Origin of the sequence: Stenotrophomonas sp. HMSC10F06, from assembly GCF_001807865.1 — a bacterium.
Taxonomy (GTDB): Bacteria; Pseudomonadota; Gammaproteobacteria; order Xanthomonadales; family Xanthomonadaceae; genus Stenotrophomonas; species Stenotrophomonas bentonitica_A.
Genome location: NZ_KV791297.1, coordinates 151,670 through 154,472 on the forward strand (window position 1 = coordinate 151,670; position 2,803 = coordinate 154,472).

At 55.9% G+C, this 2,803-nt stretch carries 3 protein-coding genes and 2 pseudogenes; 1 reads left to right on the plus strand and 4 read right to left on the minus strand.

The features are described 5' to 3' along the window. Positions 1–57: 57 nt before the first annotated feature. Positions 58–453 carry a hypothetical protein gene (locus HMPREF3113_RS13780; RefSeq protein ID WP_139146374.1) on the minus strand — a complete coding sequence of 132 codons (396 nt, stop codon included), beginning with the start codon at positions 451–453 and terminating at the stop codon, positions 58–60. Positions 454–820: 367 nt separating this feature from the next. On the opposite strand from HMPREF3113_RS13780, the pseudogene HMPREF3113_RS18665 reads away from it, so the two are divergent. Next, a pseudogene (locus tag HMPREF3113_RS18665) lies at positions 821–1,018 on the plus strand (IS30 family transposase); the annotation flags it as partial. A 2-nt stretch (positions 1,019–1,020) separates the two neighbouring features. Here HMPREF3113_RS18665 and HMPREF3113_RS19030 read toward each other — a convergent pair. The 3 genes and pseudogenes from HMPREF3113_RS19030 to HMPREF3113_RS18455 form a co-directional block, all read right to left on the minus strand. Beyond that, positions 1,021–1,110 (minus strand): annotated as a pseudogene (locus tag HMPREF3113_RS19030) (transposase); the annotation flags it as partial. A 135-nt stretch (positions 1,111–1,245) separates the two neighbouring features. Then, positions 1,246–1,581, minus strand: a complete 336-nt coding sequence (locus HMPREF3113_RS13790) for an immunity 53 family protein (protein ID WP_070473404.1) — start codon at positions 1,579–1,581, stop codon at positions 1,246–1,248. Between the two features lie 8 nt (positions 1,582–1,589). Then, on the minus strand, positions 1,590–2,552 hold the full coding sequence (locus HMPREF3113_RS18455; RefSeq protein WP_083298814.1) for an RHS repeat-associated core domain-containing protein: 963 nt from the start codon (positions 2,550–2,552) through the stop codon (positions 1,590–1,592). Between the last annotated feature and the right edge of the window lie 251 nt (positions 2,553–2,803).

A 2,803-nucleotide genomic window follows, 5' to 3' on the forward strand; every position in this document is an offset into this window, starting at 1 on the left:
ACGATGGGAACGAGACCGATGGTCGCCGCGACTCAAAGGCAGCCGATCTTGAATCGCCTACTCAGCGGCTTCGGATTCAAACCGTGCTTTGATCTCTCGAAACGCCGCGCGTGCGCCAGGCAAATCTTCATGAATGTCATCTGACAGATAAACATTATCGATGAACTCCTGAGGTCGCAAGTAAAACGAACCGTCGCTGTAGCCCGCCAGCCAGTACTTTGAAGCGCGGGCGTCAGTGACTTCAAAAAGTGCGGCCGGATACAACATCAGGCGGCCATACTCATCCTCAATGCCGTAAAGAATTGAGCGCTCCATCTTGCGAGAGTCATAGTAACAATCGACTGTAAAGACAATGTACTCGTGCCCCAACGAGACTTCGTAGCGGGATAGAGAGGGGTGAGCACCCATGGCAACGGTCGCTTCAATATTTTTCCGGACAGCACGCACTTTCATATCAAACTCGCCTATGGATTTATGACGGATTTTGGTTCAATGATCTGGCCTGTGTCCGCATTCCGGAATGCATGGGTCTCTACGTGCCCCCCGTCAGCAGCTTTGTATGACGAGCTTGATACTTTTTGATAGGAATACGCATCGCCACCGTACTCACCCGCGAGACGCTCAGCTTGACGTAGGGGCTTCGGAGTAGAAGCACCATGAGTGACCTTGCCGGCCCCACCCGCCAACTCAGCCATCTGCTGCTCGCTTGCCAACTTCTTACCAAGTTGTGCTGCCTCGTCCCCGTGCTTAAGGACCGCTTTTCCGGCATCTCCAACGATGGGAACGAGACCGATGGTCGCCGCGACCACGTTGATCGCAGAACGAGAACACCAATGGACTGCTTCGGCAGTTCCTGCCCAAGGGCATTGATCTGTCGAGCGCGAGCCAGGAGTATCTCAATCACGTCGCGATGCTCATGAACACACGTCCGCGACAGACGCTGGGCTGGAAAACGCCCGCCGAAGTGATGGACAAAGAGATCACAGAATTCAGATCACGTGTTGCGCTTGCTTCTTGAGACCGCCCAACCTCCGCAACCGCGAAGCCCCTTTCGGTCACCTGCTTGATCGCCTCGGACTTGAACTCATCCGTGTACTGCTTGCTCGCCATAGACACCTCTCGCGTTACCATTGATTATGGCTCTGAGTTGTCTACGAAATCCTGGCCGGTCCAATCGTCCGCCAACGATGTCGAATGTCTTCGCCGTTAGAGCGCAAACTTGCTCGGAACACTGAACGGAAAAACCTACGGCCCTACGCCGTCGGTTCGCGCGTCCTGACTGTCGACGCGGGGACCCTCGGCGAAGTTCAAAAACTGAAGCACGATCTCCTCCAGGTTGAGCGCTCCACCGCAAGCGATATAGCGCCCATCCGAAATCTCGGACTGAATCCAATCTACTTCCGAACGATCAATGCGCGTCCTGGGCAGCGAATATTCACTCAACTCCGTGTCAACCAGGTCGACAGTGAGAATCCACCCTGGGTTATCCAAAGTGTCTATCTTGATACCGTAGGAATGCTCCCAATCTTCGTCACAGTGATTCGAATACCATCTTTGCAAAAGCGCAATCGCAGTGTCCATAAATAATCTCAGTTCCTCTTTGGCAGCTCTTCTGGGAGCGCCGGACGCACCCCCTTTTGCCCTGCCTCTTTCACATGAGGTGTGGCAATGATGGATCCATCAGGATTGGTATGAGCCTTTCCGGTTACGTCGACACGCTTTACCTCTTGGAAGCCGGACGGATTGTTCGGATTTGGCTGGTACGTGGCAGTATTGCTGATATTGCCATCCTCACCACGCTTTAGGACAGAGTGTGCGCCCTGTGCATTGGCGTCCGGTCGCAATTTGTTTGTGTTCCGCCCAGATGGCGCGCCAACTGTAACAGTCCCAGTCCGGGGTGGCTGCATACGCAGGGGCGGCGCTCGAATGCCACCAGCATGGGACTGCCCGCCCTTGACGATACCGGAACCAATGGCATAGCCAGTTTGCTCAGCCCAATTGGCATACAACGGAAATCCGTGCTCGTATCGGGAGGCGTTAAGTGTTCCGTTCTCAAAGCCGGTCTGGAAGTCACTCCAACTCTGCCTCCCGTCCGGATCCGTGAATTTGTACGGATTACCGTTCGCATACCTGTATCGATTGAACTGCCCCACCGGCTGCTCATACGCAGCCACCGGATCAACAGACAGGAACACACCCAACTGCGGATCCATGTACCGCTGCTGCATCTGGCTTAGCCCAGTAGCAGCATCACTCACATGCCCCGTATACCCTGGGCCATCGGCAACCGGCGCACCTACGACAGCGCCATAAGGCTCGTAACTGATGCGCTCGATCACGTTGCCATTGGCATCACTTTTGGCTACAACCGAGCCTAGGGCATCGGTATGTATGTAGGTGACCGTCGTCTGTGCGATTGCGCAGGGCGACAGGCCAAGGCACAGCAGCGCACAGCACAGCCAGCCCCCGATGACACCCAGCTTTCGAAGCCGACCGCCGATTTCCCTGAAGCGGGTAGACACACCGCTTGCAGCTTCCCCGAACCTGTGCATCCTTCCAATCCCTGAAAGAGCCTTGACGCAAGGCCTGGTATTGATAGCACAGGAACCATCGGCCCGGAATCCAACGGTGCGATTGAGGCCAACCACACCATCCTGACGTGAGCAACGCCCTTGCCGCTAAGCGCCAGCGAAGCCGGATCGGATCGAGGTGCCGATGTCAGTCCGGGGTGCGTTGAACGGACCTGAGGTTGCCGGCCAGCGGCCGGCACTACCACCAAGCGAGCCACAAACAAAAAGCCCCG

Coding starts and splice junctions, on each gene's coding strand:
- HMPREF3113_RS13780 (WP_139146374.1), bottom strand. CDS start 453: ATGAAAGTGCGTGCTGTCCGGAAAAATATTGAAGCGACCGTTGCCATG.
- HMPREF3113_RS13790 (WP_070473404.1), bottom strand. CDS start 1,581: ATGGACACTGCGATTGCGCTTTTGCAAAGATGGTATTCGAATCACTGT.
- HMPREF3113_RS18455 (WP_083298814.1), bottom strand. CDS start 2,552: ATGCACAGGTTCGGGGAAGCTGCAAGCGGTGTGTCTACCCGCTTCAGG.